Here is a 25,817-nt window from a genome sequence, read left to right as displayed (position 1 = left end):
GCGGCTAGCGGCGGCGCTTGCCCTTCACGGGGCGGCCGCCGGTGGCACGCTGTGTGGCGGGAATACGCAGCAGCGGGACCTCGCGTTCTGCCTTGGTGATGGAGCCGTGCTGGCCCACCACCTCAATGGCCTGCGGGCGCACGCGCCGGAGGTCGTAAAACGCAATGGTTTCCCGGGCCACTATCAGGACGTCGCCAATCCGCCCGGCTGCCTCGGGGCGCACATCGCCAAACCACCCTGCCTCCACGGACTCCTCGCGGGTGAGCACCCATGCCCTGGTCCCGAACCGGTCCAGCCACGCAGCCACCAGGGCGTCGCGGACGTCAGGGCCGGCTTCGGGCTCCAGATAAAGGTGCACCATGCGCGGCTCGCCCGCCGTGTGGCGGACGCCGTCCACCAGCTCGGGGTACTGGGAGTAGTCGATGCGGGCGGAACGGGGCACGTCCACCATGCCGTGGTCGGCCGTGAGCAGGATCAGGGTGTCCGCGGGGACGGTCGCGGCCAGGCGCTTCATGCCGGCGTCGAGTTCCTCGAGCTGGTGTTCCCACTGCGCCGAATCCGCCCCATGTCCGTGCCCGGCCTTGTCAAGCTCGCTCCAGTACAGGTATACGAGCATGGCCGGGTGCGCGGCGAGCGTCTCGGCCGCCAGCTCCACGCGGGCCTGCGGCGAGGTGGCGCCCAGGAAAGTGCTCCCCCGCAGGGCAGCGAGCGTCATGGGCGAGCGCTCAAATTTCGGCAGGCTGATGGTGGCCGTGGGCAGGTGCCCGTCGAGTTGTTCAAACACTGTGGGGAACGGCTGCCAGCGCAGCGGGTCCACGCCGGCGTCCCAGTTGCCCAGCAGGTTCACCACCTTGTCCTGCCCCGGGTCCAGGACGTCGTAGCCGAGCATCCCGTGCAGGCCGGGCACGACGCCGGTGCCCAGGCTGGCCAGGGACGTCGCCGTCGTGCTGGGGAATGCCGCGTGGAGGGTGCGCGGATGCTCTCCGCCGCTGTCGGCGGCCATGACGCCGCGCAGGAACGGGGCGTGTCCGGCCTTTTGCTTCAGCTGTGCCTTGCCGAGCCCGTCCACCAGCACCACCACGATCCGCTGGGCGGCAGGCAGCCTGAGCGAGTTCGTGAAGCGGGCGTCGCCCATGGCGGCGGCGGCGCTGGTGAGCACGTCAGCGACACTGCCGCTGCCGTAGGCGGGCGCCGCGGGAAGGGCTGGCTGGCGGGAGAGCGCGGTGCCGCCCTGGGGTGCCGGCTGCATCCTTGTCAGCGCCGGTAGTGGTTACGGCCGGGGCGCTGTCCCAGCACGGGAAACTTGGGCCGCGGCGTTGCCATGTGCTCCGGGATGGAGACGGCCGTGTTGACGGCCCGCAGGGCCCGCGCAAACGCCTTGGCGTCGGCCACGGCCTGCAGGCCCTCGGCCTCGGCGCTGATGCGCAGGGTGATGTCCTCCTGGGCGATGGTGCCGGTGTAGCCGTGGTCGGCGTCGCACTCGGGGTCCCCGCACGACGCCGGCCCCATGTCCACGCGCTGACCGCCGGACCAGGCGATGGCCACCGTCAGTTCACGGGCGGGGTCGGAGGGCTTGTAGTCCTGCGGCTGGGCATAGATGTAGCTGAGCACGACCGAACGGATCTGGCCCACGGGCACGGACTCGGTGGACACCTGCGCCACGACCTGTTCGCCGGCGTCATCCAGCTGCTGGTCGTCCACGTGGGTGATGACCAGCATCTCTTCGGTCAGCACCAGAACGGTGATGTGGCGGTGCACCTCGGTGCGATCAAAATGGGTTTCCAGGTGGACCAGGTGGGCCAGGCTTTCCTGCCCGTCCAGTGCGTCGTTGACCACGTCCGCAACCAGCCGCGGGTAAAAGCCGGAGCGCTGGAGCGCGGATTCCAGGTTGCGGCCGGTGGTGTTGGCCGGGGCGCCGGCTCCGAAGGTGTTCATTGCCCCATTTTCGCACTTGGGCGCGGAGGAAAGCGAACCGGCGGCCGGATCGCTTAGGAGCGCATGGCCCGCCGGGCGCTGTCCGTGCGCTGGGCGGGGTTGCCAATGCGAAGTTCGACGGCGAGCACGGTCACCCGGGTGGGCCCCACCAGGATGGGGTTGAATTCCATCCACGCGATTTCCGGGTGCTCGTCCTTCATCAGTCCCACCCTGGCCACGAGGTCCTCCAGCGCGGCGACGTTGCCGGCGGGCAGCCCTGCGTAGCCGAACAGCTTCAACGCCGCGCGCGGGGAGCGGACCAGTTCCGCCGCGTCTCCGGCGGACAACGGCGGCACGCGGTGGGCCCAGTCGTCCAGGAGGTTGACGGCGTCCCCGGAGAGGCCAAAGGAGACGACGGGGCCCAGCAGCGGATCCTCTATGGCGCGCAGGGTGCAGGACTGGCCCACCTCGGCCATGCTTTGCACCTCAAGGCCTCCGGCACCGTACGGTTCGAGCAGCTTGCGCATTTGGGCGATGTTGCGGCGCAGGGACGCGGCGTTTTCAATGTTGATCCTCACCCCGCCCAGGTCCAGCCGGTGCCGCAGCGCCGTATCCAGGGTCTTGATGGCAACAGGCCAGCCGAGCCGCTCGGCGGCGGCGACGGCGTCGTCGTCGGTGGTGAACGGGACGGACTCCAGCACGCGGATGCCATAGGCGCCCAGCAGGCGGCCTGTGCGTTCCGCGTCCAGCGTCAGCAACCCGTCGCCGGAGACGCCGTCCAACCACTCGTCCAGCAGGGCCTCCGCCGCTTCCGTGTCGACCCCGGAGGGGGGATCGAAGGCGGGTGTCTCCCGGGTCAGCCATTGTGCGTAGCGCGTGACGGCTGCCAGGGCCGCAACGGCCGCGCCGGGGCTGGAGTAGCTCGGCAGGCTGCCGGCCAGTTGGCGGTCAACCAGGATGCGGGTGTCCACGATCCCGGTAAAGGCCGCCACTACGGGCTTGCCGGCCTCCTCGGAGCAGGCCTTGAGCGTCGCGGCAATCGTGTCCACCGTGAGCCCGGGCGCCGGCAGCAGGGTGACGATGGCCGAGTCGACCCCGGGAAGTGCCAGCGCCTCAAGGATTGTCCGCCGCAGCAGGGGCAGCGCCCGGGACTGGCCCGTGTCCAGGGCCAGGGAGGACGACACGTGGGCAACGCTCAGGCCGTGCTGCTCGGCTGAATCCGCCACCACCGTGCCCAGGGCCAGGGAGTTACTGAAGATGGCGAGCCCGGGACCCTGTGGCAGTGGCTGGCCGGTGACGATCTGCGCGACGTCGGCCAGTTCCTCGATGGTGTTGACGCGGATCACGCCGGACTGGCGCAACATGGCGTCCAGCGCCCCCGCCGGCGCCTGGGTGGTGCGGACCGCGTGGCCCGGGGGCAGGCGCAGACCCATCGTGTCCGACTTGGCCACAATCACCGGCTTGGTCCGGGCCAGGCGCCGGGAGATCCGGGCGAACTTCCGCGGGTTGCCAATGGATTCCAGGTAGAGCCCGCAGGCGGTGGTGTTGGGATCGTCCTCCCAAAACTGCATGAGGTCGTTGCCGGAGACGTCGGCGCGGTTGCCGGCCGACAGCACGGTGGAGACACCCACTGCACGCCGGCTCAGGGACGCGTACAGCGACGCGCCCAGGGCGGCGGACTGGCTGAACACCCCCAGTCCGCCGCGCAGCGGCAGACCGGGGGCCAGGGACGCGTTCAGCAGGACGGCCGGATCCGTGTTGGCCAGGCCCAGCGAGGCCGGGCCCACCAGCCGCATGCCGTCGGCCCGGGCCTGGCGCACCAGGGCCCGCTGGCGCGCGAGGCCGTCCTCGCCGTCGTCGGCAAAGCCGGAGGTGGCGATGACCACACCCTTCACGCCGGCGGCGCCGCACTGGGCCACGACGGAGGCGACCTGTCCGTAGGGGACGGCAATCAGCGCCAGGTCCACAGGTCCCGGCACCTCGGCAACGGTGGCGTAGGGAATCATGCCGGAAACCTCCAGGGCCTCCTTGTTGACGGCGTCGATCCGGCCCGAAAAGCCGCCCTCCACGACGTTTTCCAGCAGCTGACGGCCCAGGCTCCCCCAGGCGCGGCCCGCGCCAATGACGGCAACGGAAGCCGGTGCCACCAGGCCGGCGACGCTGCGGGCCTCGGCACGATGCTCCCGGGCTGCCATGACGGCGCGGGACTTTTCGGTGGGGTCGATGTCGAAGGCCAGGGACACCACGCCGTCGTCAAAGTGCCGGTGGACCTCGTACCCGGCGTCGGAGAACACTTGGAGCATCTTGCGGTTTTCCGGCAGGACTTCGGCGGTGAACTTGTCAATGCCGTTTTCCCGGGCCGCGGCGGCCAGGTGTTCAAGCAGAATCGAGCCCAGGCCGCGGCCCTGCTGGGAGTCCGAGACGTTGAACGCCACCTCGGCCTCGGCAGGATTGTCCAAGCGGTCGTAGCGGCCGATGCCGATGATGCGCCCGTGGTGGGTGATGACGAACGCCACCCGGTCCCGGTAGTCAAGTTCGGTGAAGCGGCGCAGTTCCTTCGGCGTCAGCTGGGACTTGTAGGTGAAAAAGCGCAGGTAGATGGAGTTCTGCGACTGGGCCATGTGGAAGGCCTGGACGGCGTCGGCGTCGGCCTGGGTCATGGGGCGCAGATGCCCGGTGGCGCCGTCGCGCAGCACGACATCGGCTTCCCAATGTGCCGGATAAACGCGTGAGGGCCCTGGCTTCACCATAGAATCACTGTACCGACTTGTTTGTCCGCAAGGGCCCCTGCCGGACTGCAACACCCGCCACACTGATAGGAACCCCCGCCGCCATGGCCAAGCGCCAACCACCCGTAGCCGATGAGCTCACCGGAAACTTCACCGAAAATATCGTTGAAATTGATGTGTCCAGTGAAATGGAAGGCTCCTTCCTGGAGTACGCCTATTCGGTGATTTATTCGCGCGCGTTACCGGACGCGCGCGACGGGCTGAAGCCGGTGCAGCGGCGCATCCTGTACATGATGAGCGAGATGGGCCTGCGTCCGGACAAGGGGCACGTCAAGAGCGCCCGCGTGGTGGGGGAGGTCATGGGCAAGCTCCACCCGCACGGCGACACGGCCATTTATGACACCTTGGTGCGCATGGCTCAGGACTTCTCGCTGCGCCTGCCGCTCATTGATGGACACGGCAACTTTGGCTCGCTCGACGACGGCCCCGCGGCCCCCCGCTACACGGAGGCCCGGATGGCGGCCCCGGCCCTGGAGCTGACCGGCAACCTGGGCGAGGACGTGGTGGACTTTGTCCCCAGCTACGACAACGAGATGACGCAGCCGGCGGTGCTGCCGGCCGCCTTCCCGAACCTCCTCGTCAACGGTGCCAGCGGGATCGCGGTGGGCATGGCGACCAACATGGCCCCGCACAACCTTGGCGAGGTGATTGCCGCCACCCAGCACCTGATCGCCAACCCGGCTGCCACGCTCGATGACTTGATGGCGTACGTGCCCGGCCCGGATTTGCCCTCGGGCGGCCGGATCATTGGGCTGGCTGGCATCCGCGACGCCTACGCCACGGGCCGCGGTTCCTTCAAGACGCGGGCCAAGATCGCCGTCGAACAGCTCTCCCCGCGCCGCGTGGGGCTCGTCGTCACGGAGCTGCCGTACCTGGTGGGCCCGGAAAAGGTCATTGAAAAGATCAAGGACGCCATCAACGCCAAGAAGCTGGTGGGCATCTCCGATCTCGTGGACCTGACGGACCGCAAGCACGGGCTGCGGCTGGTCATTGAGATCAAGAACGGGTTCAACCCCGCCGCCGTCATGGCCCAGCTGTACCGCTTCACGCCCATGGAGGACTCCTTCGGCATCAACAACGTGTGCCTGGTGGACGGGCAGCCGCAGACTCTGGGCCTGGTCGAGCTGCTGCAGGTGTTCGTGTCGCACCGCATCGACGTGGTGCGCCGCCGCACCGCCTTCCGGCTGGGGAAGAAGAAGGACCGGCTGCACCTGGTTGAAGGCATGCTGTTGGCCATCGTGGACATCGACGAGGTCATCCAGGTCATCCGCACCTCGGACGAGGTCGCCGCGGCGCGCGAACGCCTCATGGCCATCTACGACCTCTCCGAAATCCAGGCCAACTACATCCTGGACCTGCAGTTGCGCCGGCTGACCCGCTTCTCCATGGTGGAACTGGAAGCCGAGCGCGACGAACTCCGCAGCGAGATTGAGTCCCTCGAGGCGATCCTGGCCTCCAAGGAGCTGCTCCACCAGCTGGTCTCGGACGAGCTCGGCGAAGTGGCGGCCAAGTACGCCACCCCGCGCCGCACCGTGCTGCTGGAATCGGAGGCCATGGCGCCGTCGGTCGCGAAGGCCCTGGCCGCCTCCGGTCCCGCGGGCAAGGGCAAAATTGCCCCGCTGGCCCTGGAAATATCCGACGACCCCTGCTGGGTGCTGCTCAGCGCCTCAGGACAGATCGCGCGCACCTCAAACGCCGAGCCGCTGGCCGACACCGGTGCGCGGGGCAAACACGACGTCTTCACCTCCATAGTGAAGACCACCGCCCGTGCCGAAATCGGCGCGCTGACGTCGTTGGGCAGGATGCTGCGCCTGCAAGTGGTCGACATGCCGGTGCTGCCGCCCACCAATGCCCTTCCCAACCTGGCCGGCGGGGTGGCCGCCAAGGAATTCATCACGCTCACCAAGGGCGAGGCCCTGGTCGGCTTTATCCCGCTCAACTCCTCGTTTGCCGTGGGCACCGCCCAGGGCGTGGTCAAGCGGATCACTCCCGAGTACCCGCTGAACCGGGACGAATGGGAGTACATCTCGCTCAAACCCAAGGACTACGTGGTGGGTGCCGCCGTGGCCACCGACGACGACGACCTCGTGTTCATCACGCAGGGCGCACAACTGCTTCGCTACAGTGCCGGCAACGTCCGGCCGCAGGGCCGCACGGCCGGCGGCATGGCCGGCATCAAGGTCGGGGCCGGGGACGCCGTGCTCAGCTTTACTGTGGCCTCCCCCACCGATGACGACGCCGTGGTGGTCACGGTGGCGGGCGGCCAGGATGTCCTGCCGGGAACGGCGTCCGGCAGCGCCAAGGTCACTGCGCTGTCCGAGTACCCGGCCAAGGGGCGTGCCACCGGCGGCGTCCGGGCGCACAGGTTCCTCAAGGGCGAAGACCGGCTGACGGTTTCCTGGGCCGGCCACGGCCCCGCGAAGGCTTCCACGTCCGGAGGCGTGGTGCGCGCGCTGCCGGTGGAGCACGGCCATCGCGACGGCTCTGGTGTGGCCTTGTCCGCCGCTATTGACGTGGTAGGTCCGAGTTTGAACGGGATCTCCGACGGGCCAGGCGGAACTGGTGCGGCTGCCGAAGCGGCCGAAGCTGCCGCTGTACCCGAAGTACAGGCCGGGTCCAGCACCAGTCCGGCACCGTCCTCGGACGCATCGCCAATTCCGGAGGCCACCCAGGAGGCCTTCGAGCTGCCCGTGGAGTGAACGCCGCCGCCCCCGGGCCCTCGTTAGTACCCACGCGCTCCCGTTGCCCGAAAGCTCGAAACGGGTCCCTCGCTCCAACGGGCCCATGCCGGGGAACCCCGCGGGCATGGGTGCAACCACGGCGTCATGCCTCCAAGCCCGGCATAGAATGGCCCCATGCCGATCATTCCTGATGAAAAAGACTGGACCTGGGTACTGTCCAAGCCGTGCCCCGAGTGCGGCTTTGATGCCGCGAGCGTCACCCCGGCCACAGCAGCCACCACCATCCCGGCGTTGCTGCCGCGCTGGCAGCAGGCCCTCAAGCGCGCCGGCGTCGACGTCCGCCCGGACGATTCGACCTGGTCGGTTCTGGAGTACGCGGCGCACGTCCGCGACGTGTTTGACGTCTTCACCGGCCGCCTGGAGCTCATGCTGTCGGAGGAGAACCCCACATTCCCCAACTGGGACCAGGACCAGGCCGCGCTGGACGGCGGCTACGCCTCGCAGGACCCGGACAGCCTGGCGGCGGACCTCGTACAGAACGGTGAGGACGCCGCGGCTGCCTTTGGCGCCGTTCCACCGGAACAGTGGGCCCGCTGCGGGCTGCGAAACAACGGGGCGACGTTCTCGGTCCTCACACTTTCGGGCTATTTCATGCACGACCTGATCCACCATCTTCACGATGTCGACGCCTAACACGACCGGTGGCGCGGCGGGACTCCATCACCTGACATGGACGAGCTTCGCCGTTGTCGGTCTCCCTGCCGCTACGGGACAGACCTAAGCTGCGTTGGGCGTGTGGTAGTTGGCCGGAAGTCCAGGTCTGACAACGCCCTGCCCGTAGACGAGGTTCTAGTAGGGGCAGGGTTCGTTGGTTTGGGTGTGGAGGTAGGTGCGGCCGGTGGGTGTGGTGGTTTTGGTTTGTTGGGGGCTGTGGGGTTCGACGGTCCAGCCGGTGTCGGGGTTGTCTTTGAGTTGGTGGCAGTAGGTGTCGCGGGGGCGGAGGTTTTCGACGCTGGTTTCGCCTTTGGGCAGGGGGGTGCCGTCGGGGTGGTGGCGGTTCATCCAGTAGGGGATGGTGTGGTCGAGTTCGCAGCTCGCGGCGGGGTGGTCGCAGCCGATGCCGGTGCATACGGGGTCCCGGCGGCGTACTTCGGCGGCGATGTCTGCCGGTGGGTGGTAGCGTTGCCGGCCGACGGTGAGCCTGGCCGTGGTGGCGGGGTCGGTCAGGAGCCGTTCCCACCAGTAGGATCCGGCGGCGAGTTCGCGGGCCTGTTCGGGCGGGATGGGGCCGTAGCCGTCCAGGTAGCCGGGCTCTTCGGAGTGGCCCAGCAGTGTCAGGGCCGGCACGGTGACGGAGATCTTCGCCGGAATGCCGAAGGTGAACCGGGGCTCCGGCACCGGTTCTGGGACTGCGACCGGCACCGGGACCGGGGGGCCGGCCGCGTCCCGGGCGGCGCTGCCCGCGGGCCCGCCGCCGTTGGCCCTGCCGCCTTGGGTGCTGCCGCCGCCGTTGGCGCCGCCGCCGTTGGCGCTGCCGCCTTGGGTGCTGCCGCCTTGGGTGCTGCCGCAGCTGTTGCTGCGGCCGGCGCGGTTGGTGGTGGGGTGGAGGGTTTGGTGGAGGAGGTCCAGGAGGGTGTCGGCGCGGTAGTTGTCCAGGGAGCGGGAGGGACGGCCGGTGGGGGTCGTGGCGGTGCTGGGCGCCCCGCCGGGCAGGGTGCCTTCGTGTTGGGCGTGGCGGGCCCAGGCGTCGAGGGTGTCGTAGAGGGACTTGGCGGGGGCGGCGTCCAGGACGGCGCTGAGTTGGGCCATGCCGTCGGGCAGTGCGGTGAACCAGACCCGGCGTTGGGTCCGGGCGCGTTGGTGGCGTTCGGTGAGGGGTTCGGGGTGGTGTTTGTGGGCCAGGGCACGGATTTTGCGGGTCAGGGCCCGCGGGTTCGTCCGTGCGGCCCCGGGCAGGAACAGCGGCTCGATCAGTGTCTGGACGTCGGCGGGGACGTTTTCCAGCCCGGCCAGGATGGCCTTGATCCGTACCGGGTCCAGCAGCCCGTCCCGGAACAGGGCGGTGGTGGCGGGCAGGTTGTTCGCCAGGGTTTCGGCGTCATCGAGGAGCTGGTGCGCGGTGCCGATCCCCACGCAGTGCACGGCCATGATCTCCGCGGCCGCGTACCGGGACCGGTGCCAGGCCTCCCCCAACTCCCCTGCCCGCTCCAGCTCCCCGTCCCGCCCAAGTCCGCCCGGCCCGGGCTCCCCGTCCGGCCCAAGTCCGCCCGGGCCGGGCTCCCCTGCCCGCCCCAGCTCCCCGTCCCGCCCAAGTCCGCCCGGGCCGGGCTCCCCGGTGTCCTGGAGCTTCCCGGTGTCGTGGAGTGTTCCTGCTTGGAGCTTGCGGGCGGTGGTGGCGGGTTGTTCGCTGGGCAGGGGCGGGCGGCGGGTGGCGAAGACGGCCAGGGCGTCGTTTTCCATGGCGCGGGCGAAGGCGCAGAGCCGGTTGGCGGCGTGGATGTAGTCCAGCAGGTCGTTCTCCCCGAGCCTGTGCGGGTCCAGGTGTGCCAGGGCGTCCGCCCCGGCCACCGGGGACCAGGCCACATGGGCCGGGTTGGCCGGCCGCGGGGCCTCGGGCAGGTCCGGGACGGACGCCTGGAGGATCCGTACCCGGCCCAGGTCCGCCGGGCCCGGAAGCAGGGACACGGCCGGGTCGCACTGGTCCGGGACCGCCCACGGCGCATCGGCCATCGGGAAGGGAAACACCGCGGTCCCGCCGGTTCCGTCGGGAGCGGCCCGGTCCGCCCAGCCGTCCTCGGGCATGGAGGCGATCAGCCGGTCAATGTCCTCGTCGCTGGGCCAGCCGGCCCGGTCGTCGGGGACGGCGGGCTGGCGGGCGCACGCGGCCCCGCTCGTGGCCGTGAACAGTTCCCCGGCGTAAGGGTCCGAGGCGATCAACGCCGCCAACGCCGCCTCCGGCACCACGCCAACGGCGTCGCCCATCACGCCTGCCGTGGCGGCACTTGTCCCCGCGGTGGCGGCGGATGCCTGCGCGGCTTGTGCCGCCGCAGCTTCCGAAACGGTGCCGGGCTCCCGGGACGGCGCGTCCCCGGCAACGGCGGCTGCCGGAAAAGCTGGCCCGGCGAGGACTGACGCGGGACGCGCACGCTTGTGCTCCTCCGGCCTGCGGCCGGGGGTCTGATCCAAAAGAGGCGGTCCGGCGGGGGTGGAATCCCCCGTGCTGCCGGGCCGATCCATCGTGCCCATAAACCAAGTCTAGATCACACAATCGGGAAATATAAGTACGTCTAGGAAATATATTCTAGTCATTTTTAAACCCAAAACCCAGCAGGCCGACGGCCCGATCACCGTGCCTCGAAGCGACTGCCACTCCCTGACAGCGGGTTTTATCCTAGCCTCCACAAGGTCAACCGCCAGAACCCCCATCCCCCAGATGCTTATCCCATGCGAGGGTGCACCGTAGGGCCCGGTATCCCATTTTTTCGTAGAGGCCCTTCGCGCCCGTGGGGTTCTCGGTGTCAACGTCCAGGCAGGCATGATCCATGCCGGCCAACTTGTAGCGGGCCATTGCGTCCGACAGCAGTGCTGGGGCAATCCCGCGCCCGCGCCATGCGCGCCGCACGCCCAGCAGCTCTGTGTAGCCTTCCTCGCGGCCTTCCTTGGAAAAGCGTTCGGGATCGTACAAGGAAAGCTGGTAGCCAGCCACTTCACCAGTTGCTGCGTCCAACGCCACGGCCGACCACGCCGGCCGGAGATCGTCGTTCGAGAGGAGAATCCCCCACTGCTGCACACTGCGCGGTTCGGATCCCCAGTGGTCGGCAAAGGCTTCGTTGTGCGCCAGACGCACGGCCTCGGCCAGCTGGGGCGTGAACGTCACGATGCGGATGCCTGCCGGCGCGGGCACCACGGGAGCACCGGCCAGCGGACGCAGCATCTCCGAGTAGTACCGGACCACGGCATAACCGGCTGCTTGCAGCAGCGCGGCATGCGCGGTGCTGCCCTCGTGCGTATGGGTGCGCACCAGAGGCCCCGCCTGCCCGTCTTCGGCAAACCTGGCCCGGACCCGGGCTTCCAACCACGTCAGCAGGGACGAGCCGATGCCGCGACGCTGCCACTTCGGGTCCACGCCACCAAACACCACGGCCTTGGCGCCCGCCGGGTTTTTCGCCACCCGGGCGAATGCGCGCATAGCGCCGGTACCGTCAAATCCCGCCACCGTGTTCAGTGCTGCGGGATTGGCATCGTCCAAGAAGTGCGCGGCCAATTCCGACCGGGAATCATGCCACGGGGCATTCTCTGCAGAAGCGATCCGCTCAACCACCGCCAGCCATTCGTCGAGGTCCTCGGTGCCAAGCGGACGGAATCTGAGGCCGTCAGCGGCGGGCACCGGCACGGCATCGGCGTTCTCCATTCCCCCAGCCTAAACGCCGACACCCTCCAGCACCACGGATTCCGCATTCCCGTCCAGCACCAGGTGGGTGTCTCCGCCCGCGGCAAGGACGCTGTCGTGAGTCACCATGACCACCGCGGCCCCGGAGAGCGCTGCGCGAATGTCCGCAACAAGCTCCCCGGCCTCGTCGGCCCCCAAGTGTGCCGTTGGCTCGTCGAGAAGTACGACGCCGGCCCGCGCCACGAGCGTGCGGGCCACCGACACGCGGGTCCTCTGGCCTCCGGAGAGGTGGTGGCCGCCTGGCCCCACGCGGGTGCCCAGGCCATCCGGAAGGCCGCGGTACCAAGGTCCCAGACCCACGGTCTCGAGCGCGTCTTCGAGTTCCGCGTCGGTCGGGGCGTCGGCAGCTGCACGGGCCAGGGCCACATTGGAACGGAGCGTGGAATTGAAAAGGTAGGATTCCTGCGGGCACCAGGCGACCTGCCGCAGCGACCCGGCGCCGGCCGGTTCCCCGTTGAGGGTGTAGCTTCCAAATTCGGGCTTCAGGAAGCCCAGCAGCACGGCCAGCAGTGTCGACTTGCCGGAGCCGGAAGGGCCGCTGACGGTCCACCACCTGCCCCGTCTGGTGCCGCCGCTGAAGCCCTCAAACACGGGTGCTGCGGCATCCGGGTACCGGGCCGTGACGCCGTTCAGTTTCAGCGAAGTGACGGGCGCGCCGAACCCGCCGTCGACCACCGTGCCCTCAACGACCGGACCGTCAACGACCGTGACGTTTCCGCTGTCCAGCAGGGGCATGGTCCGGGCCATCATGGCGCCCAGCACGGGGAGCTGTTCAACGGCGTCCAGGTACTGCCCGAGGGGTTCGGACAGGGCGAGCATGAGCAGTGCAGCCACGGCCGCGGCACGTGGGTCGGCGCCAGCGACAATGGAGGCCGTGGCGACAGCCACTGCGGCCAGCGACGTCAGCAGTGCCACCGCCGACTGCCCCAGTCCGTTGCTCCAGGCCAGGCGGCGCAGCGGCGCCGAGACGGACATGTCGCGCGCGGCGAACTCGCGGGCCGCGGGCTCCCCCACGCCGTTGGCGTGCAGCTGCCCGGCGGCGGCCAGCAGTGTGGTGGCCCGGCCGGCCAGCCAGGAACGGTGCAGCGCGGCTGCCGCCGAGGCTTTCCGCTGCACCGCGAAAACCACCAGAGGGAGAACCACCAGCGCCAACACGCCCAGCACGGCCACGGGGGCCGCGGCCGCCGGCACCAGCCACAGGACCGAGGCGAGCACGGCAAGGAATGACAAGACGGCCGCGGGAATCGGCACCACGGCGCGCGGCAGGGCGTCGCGGAGCTCGTCGACGTCGGCCACGAGGGTCCCGAGCGAGCCGCCCGAACGCGTCAGCCGTCCCCAGTGCCGCACGTTCCCGCCCAGGGCGTCCCACACCTTAAGGCGCAGCTGCGCGGCCCACCGGAACGCCGCGTCATGGGTGAGGAGACGTTCGCTGTAGCGCAGCAAGGAGCGGCCCACGCCAAAGGCGCGCACGCCGACGATCAGGACCATGAGGTACATGATGGGCGGCTGCGCGGCGGCCCATACGATCAGCCAGCCCGAAATTCCCGACAACGCAGCGGCGCTGAGCGTGGCCAGCGCCGCGACCAGGACGCCGGCGGCTAATCGGGGCGATCGCCACGGCAGCTGCCGCAGCCACCGCCAGCGGAACGCGGGCAGGGCGGTGTCGGGGGTGGGGCTGTCGACCAGGGCGGCTTCCGGGACCAGGGCGGTGGCCGGGGACTTCCCGGCCACCACCGGTCGAAGCGGGTCTTCGCCGACCGCGCGCAAAATGCCGGCCAGGAGGGGGTCGTGCGTGGCCACCACCAGGGCCACGGTGCCGTGCAGCGAGGCCAGCGCCTGCCGAACCGCGTGGGCCGACTCCGGGTCCAGATGGGCGGTGGGCTCGTCCAGAAGGGCCAGGCCGACGGAGGGGTCCGCAGCGATGCGGGCCAGCGCACGGGCCACGGCAACGCGGCGGAGCTCGCCGGGGCTGCACTCCAGCGGCGAACGTCGGGCCAGGTGGGCCGCATTGACGCGCGCCAGCGCCGTGGAGACTGCCGCTGCGGGAACGGGGACGGCGGAGGGCCCGCCTGCGTAGAGAGCCACTTCGGCGGCCACGGTGCTTTCCGTGAACACGGGGTGCTGGGAGACCCACACCGAAGTGCCCGCCGCAGGACGGACCAGGCGGCCGTTGATTTCGGCCCCGTCCACGGTCCCGGCCATCGCGGCGAGGGCGGTGGTCTTGCCCGTGCCGCTGGGGCCGTCCAACACCAGCACTCCGCCGCGCGGGACCTCGGCGGTGAAGCCGCTCAGGGCCGGCTCCGACCGCCCGGGATAGGACACCGAGAGGTGGGCGGCGCGCAGGACAAACGTCCCGGCGTCGTGCTTCCCCCCGTCGGAAGGGTCACCACCGGGATCTTCGGGGCGGAAAGCGGCACCGGCGGACTTGCCGGACTTGCCGGACTTGAGAATTTCATTGACGCGGCGCAGCGCCTCCACGCCGTCTTCGCTGCCGTGGTGGGCGGCGCCGACGTCGCGCAGGGGGCGGAAGCACTCGGGAGCCAGCATGAGGGCGAGCAGGCCAGCCTCGAGCGACATGTCACCGGCCACCAGCCGCACGCCAATGAACACGGCCACGACGGCCACGGAGATGGTGCTGACCAGTTCCAGGGCCATGGAGGAAAGGAACGCCGTGCGCAGCGTTCCCATGGTGGACTTTCGGTACTCCTCGGAGACTTCGGCGAGCGCCTGGCGCTGGGCCCCGGCACGGCGCAAACCCACCAGCACGGGAAGCCCGCGGGCCAGCTCCAGCAGGTGGTTGGACAGGCGGTCCAGGCCGCGGGCGGCCCGTTCCACCCGCTCCTGCGTATGGAAGCCGATCAGGATCATGAAGACGGGAACCAGCGGCAGCGTCAGGGCCACGACCAGCGCGCTGACCCAGTCGGCGAGCAGGATTTGCAGCCCGACGGCGGCCGGCAGCACGGCGCAGGAGACAAGCGCGGGCAGGTAGGCCGTGAAGTAGGTGTCCAGCCCGTCAAGTCCCCGGCTGGCGAGCATCCCCTCGGCTCCCGTCCCGGCCACGGCACCGGTTCCGGCACCTGGCGCGCCTCCGCCCAACCGGTGGGCCATGAGGCGGGCGCGCAGCTCCTCCTTGGTGCCAAGTGCGGCCCGGCGGGCCAGGACCTGCTGGCCCCACGCCGCCGCCGCCATCAGCACGGCGCCCGTGGAGCCCTCCAGGGCAAGCCGCCCAAGCGGGGGCTGCGTGCCGCCCGCCCACGCGGCCAAGGCATGTGCCAGTGCGGACATGAGCAGCACAAGGGCCACGGCCTTCAGCGCGGCGAGCCCGGCCAGTCCGGCGAGCGCGGTGCGCGTGTGACGGCCTGGGGGCAGCGCGGGGCGGGCCACGCTAGTCCTTCCCCGCCGCGGCAGAAGCCGCATTGCCGGACACGACGGCGTCCCCATGTCCGACGGCGTCCCCATGTCCGACGGCGGGCGCAAAATCGTGCGGTTCGGGCAGGTGTGCGGTGCTGATGCGCTTGCGGAAGATCCAGTAGGTCCAGGCCTGGTACGCCAGGACCAAGGGGACGCCCACGGCCGCCACGACGGACATCAGCCCCAGGGTGTAGGGCGACGACGAGGCATTGGCCACCGTGAGGTTCCACGCGGAGTCGAGCGTGGAGGGCAGCACCACCGGGAACACGCCGCTGAAGATGGTGGCGCTGCCCAGCAGCAGGAACGCCCCCAGGAACAGGAAGCTGCGGCCTTCCAGGTCCCTGCGGTTGGCGGTCCACGCCAGCAACGCAGCTGCCACGGCAAGGACCAGGAGCACCCAGCTGAACCACTTGCCGTTGGCCAGGGCCACGGCGACGGCCCACACCGCCAGCGGCAGCAGGCCCAGGGGCAGCCAGCGCCCCACGAGGCGGCGGGCACGCAGGCGTACCGCGCCGTCGGTCTTCAGGGCCAGGAAGGCGGCTGCCTGGAGGAGGCAGAAGGCCACCAGCGCCACCCCGCCCAGGACGGCGTACCAGGTGAACCAGGCGAAAGGTCCGCCCACGCGGTCGCCGTTGGCGTCCAGCGGCAGGCCGGTGGTGGTCAGGGCCAGCATGGCGCCGATCCCGAACGCGGCTGTGAAGGAGCCGATCCCGATGGCCCAGTCCCACACGCGTCGCCAGGTGTCATGGTGCACCTTGCCGCGGTACTCAAAGGCCACCGCACGGAAGATCAGGGCCAGCAGCACGAACACCAGCGGGACGTACAGGCTGGAAAACAGCGAGGCGTACCAGAACGGGAAGGCGGCAAAGGTGGCACCCCCGGCGGTGATCAGCCAGACCTCATTGCCGTCCCAGACCGGCCCCACGGTGTTCAACAGCAGCCGGCGTTCCTTTTCGTCGCGGGCAAAGACTTTCATGAGCATGCCGACGCCCAGGTCGAATCCCTCCAGGAAGAGGTATCCGGTCCACAGCACGGCAATGAGAAAAAACCACAGGGTGGGAAGGAAATCCATCATTCAGTCCTTAGATCCAGGCGGGCGGTTCCGGGCAACGGTCTCCGGGCAAAGGGGTCAGTACGCAAAGGCCAGCACATCGTCGCCGTCCGCCTTCCCGCCCGGGCCGCTGCCGGCGTCGTCCGTTCCATCTGCCCGGCCGTGCCCCAGTTCCGGCATGGCCGAGGGCACGCCGCCGCGGATGTACTTGGTCAGCAGGAACACCTCAACCACCAACAGCACGGCGTAGACGGTGCCCAGCGCCGCCAGGGAGAAGATCATCTCCCCCGCCGAGACGCCGGGCGAGACGGCCGCCGCTGTGAACATGAACACCTGGTCGACGCCGGACATGGACGGGTTGGGCGCCACCACAAAGGGCTGCCGGCCCATTTCGGTGAAGATCCAGCCGGCGGCGTTGGCCCCAAAGGGGGCAAGGATGCCCACCAGGGCCAGGCGCATGATCCACCGTGGCCGCGGCACGGTGCCCTTCCGCGTGGCAAAGAGCGCCACGGCCGAGGCCAGCGCGGCGAGCCCGCCGAAGCCGATCATCATGCGGAAGCCCCAGTAGGTGACAGGCATGACGGGCACGTAGTTGATGGGCTGGCCGGCCCGGTCGCCGTAGATCGGGTTGTCCGGGACGGTGGTGCCGTACTTCGCCTGGTACTCCGGCACCAGGGTGTTGACGCCCTTGATGTCCGTGGTGAAGTCGTTGTGTGCCAGGAAGGAGAGCAGGCCAGGGATTTCCATGACGGCGACCACCTTGGAACAGTCGCGGCTGCTGAGGTCGCCGATGGAAAGGATGGAGAAGCTGGTGCCGTCGTGGCACGCTGCCTCGGCTGCGGCCATCTTCATGGGCTGCTGCTGGAACATCAGCTTGCCGGACATGTCTCCGGACACGGCGGATCCGGCAAACGCGATCATGGCCACCACGGCGCCGATCCGCAGCGACTTGATCCAGACGGAGTGGTCTCTTTTGTCGCGGCCGGGGATGGTGGCGGACTCACCCACGATGACGCGGCCCCGGGCGTCGACGGTGTCGATGCCGTCACGGCGGCGGCGCCACAGGTGGTACCAGGAGATGCCGAGCAGGAACGCGCCGGCCACGGCCAGTGCCCCGGTGATGGTGTGGAAGAACGCCACCAGTGCGGTGTTGTTCGTGAAGACGGCCCAGGCGTCGACCATGTGCGGGTAGCCGTCGATCATTTTCACACCCACCGGGTGCTGCATCCAGGAGTTGGCCACCAGGATGAAGTAGGCGGAGACGACGGAGCCGCACACCGCAATCCACAGGCAGGCCAGGTGGATCCTGGCCGGCAGCTTTTTCCAGCCGAAGATCCACAGGCCCAGGAAGGTGGACTCAACAAAGAAGGCCAGGAGCGATTCCATCGCCAGCGGGGCGCCGAAGACGTCGCCCACAAAGCGGCTGTACTGGCTCCAGGCCATGCCGAACTGGAACTCCTGGACAATGCCGGTGGCCACGCCCATGATGAAGTTGATCAGGAACAGCTTGCCCCAGAATTTGGTGGCGCGGAGGTATTCTTCCCTGCCGGTGCGGTGCCATGCGGATTGCAGGACAGCCACCAGCAGGCCCAGGCCAATGGTCAGGGGCACCATCAAAAAGTGGTACACGGTGACAATCCCGAACTGCCACCGGGCAATGTCCAGAGCTTCCATCAACTTCCCTCAATCCACGATCCGTGAAGTGCCGATTCCTCAAATTCTACAACTCGTAGAAATTTAAGTTCTACCCTGTGTAGAACATTGCTGTCAAAACCTGTACATTAGAGTTTGAACAACTTGGCACCATATAAATGAAGGATCGGGCATGGCTACACTTGGGGACCTGGAACGGGCCGTGATGGATCTTTTGTGGGAACATCCCGAGGCCATTACGGCCAACGCCCTCCGCGACCTGCTTTCACAGCGGTCGTCGGGGGCAGACGCGCGGCCACTGGCCGTCACCACCGTCTTGACGGTGCTGTCGCGGCTGGAGAAAAAAGGACTGGTGGAGCGTGAGCGCTCCATCCGCCCGCACCGCTACCGCGCCGTGACGAGCCGCGCCGACCACACGGCCGAACTCATGCTTGAAGTGCTGGGCTCCGCGCCGGACCGCGAGGCCGTGCTGGCGCGCTTCATCGGCACGGTCAGCGAGGGCGAAGCGGCGACCCTGCGCAAGCTGCTGGGGCGCGACTAGCAGTCCCGGTCGCCACTGCGCAGACGGTAGCGTTAAGACATGTTCTGGAGCTCGTGGTTCCTCGCGGGCCTGGCCGTCACACTTGCATGGCCGGTGCCCGTGCTGTTGTCGCGCGCCCAGTGGCCCGCCAGGGCCCCCTTTCCGGCCATGGTGCTCTGGCAGTCCATCGCCCTGGCCGGCGGGCTCTCCATGATCGGCGCGATGCTCTGCTACGGCATCGTGCCGCTGGGGGACAACCTCGCGGCCGGGCTGCACGGGCTGCTGCGCATCGTCACCGGCCGTGAGTCCCTGGACAACCTGGGCCTGCTTCACGCCTTCGCGCTCAGCGCTGCGGCCCTGCTTTCCGTCCACCTCGTGTTCACGCTGTGGCTGACGTATTTCCGCATCAACCGCCAGCGGCGCCGCCACCGGGACCTGCTCAACCTGCTCAGCTCCCCTGCCGGCGACCGCCCCGACACCCTCGTCATCAACCATGAGGCACCCGTCGCCTATTGCCTGCCGGGCGGCTCCCGCTCGGTGACGGTCCTTTCCGACGGACTGATGACGCTGCTCTCCCCCGAGGAACTGCGCGCCGTGCTCCTGCACGAGCAGACGCACCTGGCCCAGCGCCACCACCTGCTGTTGTGGGCCTTTGCGGCCTGGCGCTCGGCGCTGCCGTGGCTGCCCACGTCCCGGCTGGCCCAGCGCGCCGTCTCGTCGCTCATTGAAATCATGGCCGACGACGTCGCCCTGCGTTCGGTCGGCAAGTCCACCCTGGTCACGGCCATCGCCCTGGTCGCGAGCGGCCCGGCAAGGCTGCCGGCCGCGTCCCTGGTGGACGCGGCGGGGCACCACATTGACACCCCGGAGACGACGTCGGCCCGGCTCGGCAGGCTCCTCACCCCGGCTCCCCCGCTGGGCCCTGGCCTGCAGGCGGCGGTGGTGGCCGCGGCGCTGCTGCTGCTGGCTGTGCCCACTGCGCTGCTGCTGGTGCCCGGCCTGTTCTCCTGACCGCCCCCTCCGACGCTCGCTGAGTTGCGGAGCACGTTTCCCCGACGCTCGCTCACCAGGTGCAGGAGCGTCGTGAAATCAAGCCCCGGACCTGCAGGAGCGTCGTGAAATCAAGCCCCGGACCTGCAGGAGCGTCGGTGGGTGTTACGCGTCGATGCGGTCCGCGTCCAGATGTTCGCTGCCGGCCACAATGAATTCCTTGCGCGGGGCCACCTCGGCGCCCATGAGCAGCTCAAAGGTATGTTCGGCACGGTCGGCGTCGGCGCTGGTGACCCGGCGCAGCATGCGGTGGCGCGGGTCCATGGTGGTCTCGGCCAGCTGCTCGGCGTCCATCTCGCCCAGACCCTTGTAGCGCTGGATCGGTTTCTTGTAGGCTTTGCCGGACTTTTCCAGCTTCGCCAGCAGCCCGTGGAGCTCCTTTTCCGAATACGTGTAGACCATCTCGTTGGCCTTGGAGCCGGCGTGAACGATCTCGACCCGGTGCAGCGGCGGGACGGCCGCGTACACGTTGCCGGCGTCGATCATGGGACGCATGTAACGGAAGAACAGGGTCAGCAGCAGGGTGCGGATGTGGGCGCCGTCAACGTCGGCGTCCGTCATCAGGATGACCTTGCCGTAGCGTGCCGCCTCCAGGTCGAAGCTGCGGCCGGAGCCGGCACCCACCACCTGGATGAGAGCGGCGCATTCGGCGTTGGCCAGCATGTCCCCGACCGATGCCTTTTGGACGTTGAGGATCTTGCCGCGGATCGGCAGCAGCGCCTGGAAGTCCGAGGACCTGGCCAGCTTCGCCGTGCCCAGGGCGCTGTCGCCCTCCACGATGAACAGCTCGCTCTTTTTGACGTCGTTGCTGCGGCAGTCGGCCAGCTTGGTAGGCAGTGAGGAGGTTTCCAGCGCGTTCTTGCGCCGCTGGGTCTCCTTGTGCACGCGGGCCGAGATGCGCGACTTCATCTCCGAGACCACTTTTTCCAGCAGGGTGGCGGCCTGGATCTTCTCACCGCGCGCCGTGGATTCGAGCTTGGCCTTGAGTTCCCTTTCCACCACCTTGGCCACAATGGCCTTGACGGCGGGAGTGCCCAGGATCTCCTTCGTCTGGCCCTCAAACTGGGGCTCGGCCAGACGGACGGTGAGCACGGCGGTCATGCCCGCCATGACGTCGTCCTTTTCAATCTTGTCGTTGCCCGCTTTGAGCTTGCGGGCGTTGGCCTCCACTACTTTCCGGAACGTCTTCAGCAGGGCCTGCTCAAAGCCCTCCTGGTGCCGCCCGCCCTTGGGCGTCGCGATGATGTTCACGAAGCTGCGCATGGTGGTGTCGTAGCCGACGCCCCAGCGAAGGGCAATGTCCACCTCGCAGTCCCGCTCGACGGCGGTGCTTTCCAGGTGCCCGGAGGCGTTGAGGACGGGGACGGTTTCGGTGAAGGTGCCATGGCCCTGCAGGCGCCAGATGTCGGTGACTGAACCGCCCACGGAAAGGAAGTCGACAAACTCGGAGATGCCGCCGTCGTGGTGGAACACTTCCTCGTGGGAGGCGAACTCGCCGGGCGAGCCGGGAACGCGGCGTTCGTCACGGACGGTGATCTTCAACCCTGGGACCAGGAAGGAGGTCTGGCGGGCGCGGGAGACCAGCTCCTCGTAGGAAAACTTCGCGTCGGGGGTGAAGATCTGCCGGTCGGCCCAGTAGCGGATCCGGGTGCCGGTGACACCGCGTTTGGTGGTGCCCACCACGTCCAGGCTGGACTTTTCGGTGAACGGGGTGAACTCCACGTCGGGTCCGGCGGACTTGCCCGAGTCCTTGAAGTGGCCCGGCTCGCCGCGCCGGAAGCTCATCTGGTACGTCTTGCCGCCGCGGTCCACCTGGGCGTCCATGCGGGCGGACAGGGCGTTGACCACGCTTGCGCCGACCCCGTGCAGCCCGCCGGACGCGGCGTAGGACGTGCCGCCGAACTTGCCGCCGGCGTGGAGCTTGGTCAGCACCACCTCCAACCCGGTGAGCCCGGTCTTTGGTTCGACGTCCACGGGGATGCCGCGGCCGTCGTCGTGCACTTCCACCGAGTTGTCCTTATGCAGGATCACCTTGATGTCCTGTCCGTAGCCTGCCAAGGCCTCGTCCACGGAGTTGTCAATGATCTCCCACAGGCAGTGCATGAGGCCGCGGGAGTCCGTGGAGCCGATGTACATGCCGGGGCGCTTCCGAACGGCCTCCAGCCCCTCCAGCACGGAGAGGTGGCGGGCGCTGTAATCGGAATTCATTCGTGCCACGGCTGGCTGGCTCCTTGTGACTGTGACTGGTGCGGTGCGGGCCCGCGCTGCAAAGAAGGCGCGCCCACTCAAGGTTAACGCCTGGCGGGCGCCGCCGCGGACAGGCATGCCGCAGGTCCGCGGGCTACGCGGTTAGCGAAAGTGCGCCGTGGCAGGCACGGCCGGCACGGAATTGATGGTTGTATGAAGTACAGGAACTAGAGAAGGAGGCCATGATGACTACCACCGCCATTGCCAGCCGCGAGCTGAGCACGCTGGACCGCTGCGACCGTTGTGGTGCACAAGCCTATGTACGGGTTGTCCTGGAATCCTCCGGAGGCGAACTGCTTTTTTGCGGACACCACGCCCGCTCCGTGGAGGTTTCACTGAAGCCGCTTGCTTCGGAATGGCACGACGAAACGTCCCGCCTAAACGAAAAGGCCCCCGTTTCCGTCGACTAGCCTTGATCGCTTCATGAGGGTCCCGATGATTTCGGGGCCCTCATTTTTGTGCCCGCACCATGTGCCTGGATGCGACACTGGACCGCACGACGCCGGCCCCCACCCGCTGCTCGTCCGGAACCTCGGCCGGGGGCAACCGCTCCAGGCCGAAAAGAGAAAGACCTGCACGTTGTCTTGAAAAGCCTCCGTCAGGGCGCTGACGGCTGCCCCGGGCGGCCAATGGCGTTCAGCCGTCTGGTCAGTACGCCACCGCGGGTTCCCGCTGCTACCAGGGCCGTTTTTGTCCCTGATTCCCTCCCGCCGCTTGGAGCAGGGCCAGCGTTGCCGGCTAAGGCGCCTTAGCCGCACATGCCTCCCTGGATCGGCCCGTAAATAAGGCATCTGCCCGATGCTGTGGGATCCCCAACGGCGAAGGATGGAGTCATCAAACAAGGAACTTCTCAGGCAAGGGGACGGCAATGAACGACTTCATGGCACTCATGACGCGTCAGCAAAACGAGCGCGAGCTGGCGCTGGCACTGGAACGCCGCAGGCTACTGCGCGGCGCGGACGGGTCAGATCCACGGTTCCGGCGGAATCCGACCGTGACGCAGCGGCTGTGGCGTCGGCTGCGGACGCGCATCCGCGGCAGCCTCGCCGGCGCCCCGGGTGCCGCGATCCACTCCAACGCATGACGGCCCTGCTGCCCGGCCGCGCGGCGTGGCAGGATGAATACATGCAGTCGTCGCAGGCCAGCAGGACCATGATCGGGCGCGAGGAAGAACTGCGCGCGCTCGCGGAATCCTATGGGCTCGCGCTCCAGAGCAAGCCCCAGGCCGTCGTCGTGGCCGGCGAGGCCGGCCTCGGCAAGACCCGGCTGTTGCGCGAGTTTCTCCACGGCACCGCCGCTTCGGCCCGGGTCCTCTCCGGCCAGTGCGTGGACCTGGGGCCGCTGGCCGCTCCCTACGCGCCCATCGCCGCGGTGCTGCGCTCCCTCGCAAGTGAAATCGGGCTCGCGGAACTCCTGGACCTGGCCGGCCCCGGCCGGGACGCACTGGCACTCCTGCTTCCCGAAGCCGGCACGGCGGAACCGGCCCTCCCCACGGCCAACCTCGTGCTGGAGGCGGTCAGCACTGTCCTGGAACGGGCTGCGGAGAGCCTGCCAACCGTCGTCGTGGTTGAGGACCTGCATTGGGCGGACGAATCCTCCCTGGCCGTGCTGGGATTTATCCTGCGCGCCTTCGACGGTGGCCAGTTCATGCTGGTCATGACGTACCGCAGCGACGACGTGCACCGCGGCCACCCGCTGCGCGCGTTTCTGGCCGAGGTGGAACGGGGCCGGTACGCCAAGAACATCCAGCTCGGCCGGCTCGACCGCGACCAGGTGCGCCAGCAGGTTGAAGCGATCACGGGAGCGCCCGCCAGCTACGAGCTCGTGGAAAATGTGCTGTCCCGCAGCGATGGCATCCCGTTCTTCGTCGAGGAGCTGGTGGGGGTTGACGGCTGTGCCACCGCCACGGAACTGCCGTCTTCACTGCGGGACCTGCTGCTGGCCCGGTACGAGCGCATGGACGAGCCCGTCCAGTACTTCCTGCGTGTCATTGCCGCCGGCGGGACGTGCGTGCCGCACCTGCTGGCGGAGAGCGCGTTCGATCGAACCCTGGACGACTTTGAGGCCTCTGCCCGTCTGGCGCAACAGGCCAACCTGATCGGAATCGACGGGGACAGCTACACCTTCCGGCATGCCCTGCTGCGGGAGGCCATCCATGCCGACCTGCTGCCCGGCGAACGCACACGGTTCCACACCCGCTACGCGCAGGCCCTGGAATCCGGGGATCCGGCGCTCCGCGACACGGCCGCCGTTGCCTACCACTGGGACGCGGCCAATGTTCCGGACAAGACCTTCAAAGCCTCCGTGACCGCCATGGGCGAGGCCTGGCGGAGCTTTGCCTACACGACGTCGGCCCGCATGGGAGAACGTGCCCTGGAGCTTTGGGACAGCGTCGACAGGCCGGAACAGGCCGCGGGAATGCCGCGATACCGCCTCATGGGACGCACGGCCGAGGCCCACAACCTGGCCGGCGACGGCGAACGCTCCCTCGCCGTCATCCGGCTCGCGGCAGGCGAGCCCGCAGCAACGGGCCACGCCCGTGCACGGCTGCTCGCCGACCAGGCCCGGTACCTGGGCTTCAACGCCAAGGCCGGATCCGAGGAACTGCTCCTGCAGGCCCTCGAACTGGTCCCGCCCGACACAGATGACAACCTGCGCGCCAGGCTGCTGAACTGGCTCGCGGCCCGGTACATGCTGGCCGGGACGCTGGACGAGGCAATCGCGGTGGCGACGGAAGCACTCAACCTGGCCACCGCCGCCGGAAACGACGAGGAGCGCTCCGTGGCCGCCAACCTGCGCGGCGTGTCCCGCATCAACGCCGGCGATGTTGCCGGCGGCCGGGAGGACCTGGAGTCCGCCGAAGGCCTCGCCGAAGGCAAGGCCCAGGCGCTCCTGCGCTTCCGGGTCAACTATTCAGACACCTTGAACCTGCTGGGCCTGTACAACGAATCCATCGAGGTCGCGGAGGCGGGCATTGCCCGCGCACGCCAGCTCGGCGTGGAGCGCACCACCGGCGCCCTGCTCTCCTCCAACGCCGTTGAACCCTTGTTTGCCCGGGGTGACTGGAGCCGCGCGGCCGCCCTGCTTGAACGCAACCTGCAGCTCTCCCCTCCGAGTTCCTTCCATGCCTACCTCATGCGGTCAAAGATCTGGTCAACACTGTGGGGTGGGGACATTGTGGGGGCGGATACGCTCTTCCGGCGCTGGCAACCCCTGTTGCGGGAGCTGGCGCGCGTGGAAATGCAGTCACGGCTCCACCTGGCGATCCTCAGCGCGGAACTGGCCTGGGCACAAGGCGAACTGGACCATGCATGGCAGGAGGCCTCCTTCATCCTCAGCCCCGCGTTCAGGCCGCTGCCGGGCTACGATCTGCCCCTGCTGGCCGTCGCGGCCAGGGTGCTGGCCGCCCTCCGCCGGGCCCGTGTCCAGGGTCCGGCCGACGACGAGCGGCGCCTGCGTGCCGTCCTCACCAGGGACTCATTCTGGCCCACCCACCGGGCCTGGCAGGCGCTCCATGACGCTGAGTTGGGAGGGACGCAGGGCACCGGCGACGACCCGGCCGAGTGGAACCGTGCCGGTGTCCACGCGGCGGCGCTGCCGGCCCACCTCCGCCACTACATCGGCCTCCGCACCGGCCAGGCCCAACTTGCCGCCGGTCACCGGACGGAGGCGGCGGCCACGCTCCGCGCCGCCGTCGACGGCGGCAACGCCTTGGGCGCCCACCTGGTTGCGAAGCTGGGCGGCGACTTTGCCGCACAGGCGGGGCTCGCGCTGGACGGGCCCCGCCAGCGCCCCAACGACGACGAACTGACAGGCCGGGAACGCCAGGTCCTTGCGCTGGTGGCCGACGGGCTGAGCAACCGCGAAATCGGCGAGCGTCTGTTCATCAGCGGCAAGACCGTCAGCGTCCATGTCTCCGCGATCATGCGCAAACTCGGTGCCTCCAGCCGCACCGAGGCCGCCAGCCGTGCCCTCAAACGGAACTGACCCGCAGTAGATGTCGAAAAACGTCCACTTTTCGCGGATTTACGACATCTACTGCGGGTCAGCT

The 25,817-nt window shown here is 68.8% G+C and carries 16 protein-coding genes; 7 read left to right on the top strand and 9 right to left on the bottom strand.

Annotated elements, in window-relative coordinates; translation table 11 throughout:
- Window positions 1-4: 4 nt before the first annotated feature.
- From DMB86_RS09490 to DMB86_RS09480, 3 genes are read right to left on the bottom strand one after another with little or no spacing between them, the layout of a single operon-like run.
- Entirely contained in the window at window positions 5-1,249 is a 1,245-nt protein-coding gene (locus DMB86_RS09490; RefSeq protein WP_113717549.1) for an alkaline phosphatase family protein, read from the bottom strand.
- A 5-nt stretch (window positions 1,250-1,254) separates the two neighbouring features.
- A complete protein-coding gene (locus tag DMB86_RS09485) occupies window positions 1,255-1,935 on the bottom strand; it encodes a DUF5998 family protein (protein ID WP_113717548.1) in 681 nt (226 codons plus the stop codon).
- Between the two features lie 53 nt (window positions 1,936-1,988).
- Window positions 1,989-4,664: a bifunctional acetate--CoA ligase family protein/GNAT family N-acetyltransferase gene (locus DMB86_RS09480; protein ID WP_113717547.1), complete on the bottom strand. Its 2,676-nt coding sequence runs from the start codon at window positions 4,662-4,664 to the stop codon at window positions 1,989-1,991.
- Between the two features lie 83 nt (window positions 4,665-4,747).
- On the opposite strand from DMB86_RS09480, the gene DMB86_RS09475 reads away from it, so the two are divergent.
- Both DMB86_RS09475 and DMB86_RS09470 read left to right on the top strand, forming a co-directional pair.
- Window positions 4,748-7,402 carry a DNA gyrase/topoisomerase IV subunit A gene (locus tag DMB86_RS09475; protein ID WP_113717546.1) on the top strand — a complete coding sequence of 885 codons (2,655 nt, stop codon included), beginning with the start codon at window positions 4,748-4,750 and terminating at the stop codon, window positions 7,400-7,402.
- 156 nt (window positions 7,403-7,558) lie between these two features.
- The gene (locus DMB86_RS09470; RefSeq protein ID WP_113717545.1) at window positions 7,559-8,077 is read left to right on the top strand and encodes a DinB family protein; all 519 of its coding nucleotides are present in this window, start codon (window positions 7,559-7,561) and stop codon (window positions 8,075-8,077) included.
- 156 nt (window positions 8,078-8,233) lie between these two features.
- Here DMB86_RS09470 and DMB86_RS21420 read toward each other — a convergent pair whose 3' ends face one another.
- The 5 genes from DMB86_RS21420 to DMB86_RS09445 all read right to left on the bottom strand — a co-directional run bounded on the left by DMB86_RS21420 (window position 8,234) and on the right by DMB86_RS09445 (window position 17,970).
- Window positions 8,234-10,630 carry a DUF222 domain-containing protein gene (locus tag DMB86_RS21420; RefSeq protein WP_129545508.1) on the bottom strand — a complete coding sequence of 799 codons (2,397 nt, stop codon included), beginning with the start codon at window positions 10,628-10,630 and terminating at the stop codon, window positions 8,234-8,236.
- Between the two features lie 160 nt (window positions 10,631-10,790).
- Complete coding sequence (locus tag DMB86_RS09460) at window positions 10,791-11,795, bottom strand: GNAT family N-acetyltransferase (RefSeq protein ID WP_113717543.1); 1,005 nt, start codon at window positions 11,793-11,795, stop codon at window positions 10,791-10,793.
- Between the two features lie 9 nt (window positions 11,796-11,804).
- Window positions 11,805-15,218: a thiol reductant ABC exporter subunit CydC gene (gene cydC, locus DMB86_RS09455; protein WP_171814439.1), complete on the bottom strand. Its 3,414-nt coding sequence runs from the start codon at window positions 15,216-15,218 to the stop codon at window positions 11,805-11,807.
- 1 nt (window position 15,219) lies between these two features.
- Complete coding sequence (gene cydB / locus DMB86_RS09450; protein WP_113719452.1) at window positions 15,220-16,317, bottom strand: cytochrome d ubiquinol oxidase subunit II; 1,098 nt, start codon at window positions 16,315-16,317, stop codon at window positions 15,220-15,222.
- A 57-nt stretch (window positions 16,318-16,374) separates the two neighbouring features.
- Entirely contained in the window at window positions 16,375-17,970 is a 1,596-nt protein-coding gene (locus DMB86_RS09445) for a cytochrome ubiquinol oxidase subunit I (RefSeq protein WP_113717541.1), read from the bottom strand.
- Between the two features lie 151 nt (window positions 17,971-18,121).
- On the opposite strand from DMB86_RS09445, the gene DMB86_RS09440 reads away from it, so the two are divergent.
- The gene (locus DMB86_RS09440) at window positions 18,122-18,490 is read left to right on the top strand and encodes a BlaI/MecI/CopY family transcriptional regulator (RefSeq protein WP_113717540.1); all 369 of its coding nucleotides are present in this window, start codon (window positions 18,122-18,124) and stop codon (window positions 18,488-18,490) included.
- 39 nt (window positions 18,491-18,529) lie between these two features.
- Window positions 18,530-19,480 carry a M56 family metallopeptidase gene (locus DMB86_RS09435; RefSeq protein ID WP_113717539.1) on the top strand — a complete coding sequence of 317 codons (951 nt, stop codon included), beginning with the start codon at window positions 18,530-18,532 and terminating at the stop codon, window positions 19,478-19,480.
- A gap of 144 nt (window positions 19,481-19,624) precedes the next feature.
- On the opposite strand, the gene DMB86_RS09430 is transcribed toward DMB86_RS09435, so the two are convergent.
- Window positions 19,625-21,727 carry a DNA gyrase/topoisomerase IV subunit B gene (locus tag DMB86_RS09430; RefSeq protein ID WP_113717538.1) on the bottom strand — a complete coding sequence of 701 codons (2,103 nt, stop codon included), beginning with the start codon at window positions 21,725-21,727 and terminating at the stop codon, window positions 19,625-19,627.
- 224 nt (window positions 21,728-21,951) lie between these two features.
- Here DMB86_RS09430 and DMB86_RS09425 point away from each other — a divergent pair, with 224 nt between their 5' ends.
- From DMB86_RS09425 to DMB86_RS21455, 3 genes are all read left to right on the top strand, one after another.
- Window positions 21,952-22,176 carry a DUF7455 domain-containing protein gene (locus DMB86_RS09425; RefSeq protein WP_113717537.1) on the top strand — a complete coding sequence of 75 codons (225 nt, stop codon included), beginning with the start codon at window positions 21,952-21,954 and terminating at the stop codon, window positions 22,174-22,176.
- A gap of 458 nt (window positions 22,177-22,634) precedes the next feature.
- Window positions 22,635-22,850, top strand: coding sequence for a hypothetical protein (locus tag DMB86_RS20590; protein ID WP_171814438.1), 216 nt, complete (start codon window positions 22,635-22,637; stop codon window positions 22,848-22,850).
- A gap of 41 nt (window positions 22,851-22,891) precedes the next feature.
- Window positions 22,892-25,753, top strand: a complete 2,862-nt coding sequence (locus tag DMB86_RS21455; RefSeq protein WP_171814437.1) for a helix-turn-helix transcriptional regulator — start codon at window positions 22,892-22,894, stop codon at window positions 25,751-25,753.
- The last annotated feature ends 64 nt before the right edge of the window (window positions 25,754-25,817 follow it).

This window comes from Arthrobacter dokdonellae, assembly GCF_003268655.1.
GTDB classification, from domain to species: Bacteria; Actinomycetota; Actinomycetes; order Actinomycetales; family Micrococcaceae; genus Specibacter; species Specibacter dokdonellae.
The sequence above is the reverse complement of the archived record's forward strand: the minus strand, read 5'-3'. Positions and strand labels throughout refer to the sequence as shown.